The 1,434-nt window shown below is 71.4% G+C and carries 1 pseudogene; it reads left to right on the forward strand.

From position 1 onward, the window contains the following. Positions 1 to 221: 221 nt before the first annotated feature. Positions 222 to 1,434, forward strand: a pseudogene (locus tag AOK01_RS15600) (GAF domain-containing protein); the annotation flags it as partial.

A 1,434-nucleotide genomic window follows, 5' to 3' on the forward strand; every position in this document is an offset into this window, starting at 1 on the left:
CGCGCCCCTTACGGGGCGCGGCCTCCGCGAGGGGGGGTAATTGGGGGAACGCCACTCATGGCTACCGGGTGCGGACGTACCGTGGTGGTCGTGGCGGCTTAGATCGTGCGGACCGTGGGAGAGAGGGCCTGGGTCATGGACCGTGGCACCGAGAGCGGCACACCTCCCGGCCCCGTGGCGGGACGGATTCCGCTGGCCGTGGTCGTGGTGGACCGGGCGNNCACTGGAGCCGGGGCGCCCGGCGCCTCTTCGGTACCGCCAGGGAAGCGGCCGTCGGCCGTCCCGCCGTCGATCTGCTGCCCGTCTCCGGCGCGCTGCCCGAGGACGACGAGAGCGCGCACTACGGGGCGTACGCCGCGTACGACGGGCTCGGGCCCGACCTCGAATCCTCCCTCGACGGGCGGTTGTCCTACCCGGCGGCGGGCCGCGCGCGGCTGACCGCGCGGGGCAACGACCGGATCGACGTCCTGTGGTGGGCGTATCCGTTGGTGGGGCCGGGGCCCGAGCGGTTGTTGGTCCTCGCCGCCGACGCGGGCGTACTGCGTCACGAGGACCCCGGCGAGCGGGTGGCCGCGGAGCGCGTCGTGCCCGGGGAACGCATCGTGCCAGGATTCGCGCTGCACACCGACTTTCCCGGCTCGGAGGAACTTGCGCGCAGGTTGCCCGACATCCTGCCGAGCATGAGCGTCGGGGAGAGCGCCCGCATCGTCGCCCAGATCCTCGAACTGGGCTATCCGATCCTGGAGTTCAGTCAGAACGACCGCGTTCCCGTCACCCCGGACTGGGGTGTGCCCCGGCGTGGACCTCGAATACGTGGCCGTACGGGAACGCCTTGAGTTCCTGAACGAGGTCAGCGGGCGCATCGGCACCTCGCTCGATCTGTCCCGCACCATCGTCGAGGTCAGCCGGGCCGTCGTCCCGCGCTTCACGGACGTGGCCGGTACCTATCTGCGCGAACAGGTCGTCGCCGGCGAGGGCTTCCCCGACGGCGTGCCCGACACGACCACCATGTGGCACCGGGTCGCGCTGGAGCACACGGACGAGCCGGGCCGCTGGGACGACGTCGTGCCGGTCGGCGAGGCCATGCCGTTCCCGGCGGACACCCCGTTCTTCCAGTGCATGACCACCGGCGATCCCGTCCTCGTGCCCCGCATCAGCGAGCAGCTGGGACACATGATCGCCGCGCAGTTCGAGAAGCGCGACATCCGGCCCCTCATCACCGGCCGCTCCATGCTGGTCGTGCCCCTCAAGGCCCGGCACGTGGTCCTCGGCTTCATGATCCTGCTGCGCCACCCGGAGCGCGTCGAGTTCAACGACATGGACCGCGTCACCGGCGCCGAACTGGCCGCCCGCGCCGGGCTCGTGCTCGACAACGCCCGCATGTACACGTACCAGGAGAGTGTCGCCGAGACCCTCCAGGACAGCATGCTGCCG

This window comes from Streptomyces aurantiacus (genome assembly GCF_001418335.1).
Classification (GTDB): Bacteria; Actinomycetota; Actinomycetes; order Streptomycetales; family Streptomycetaceae; genus Streptomyces; species Streptomyces aurantiacus.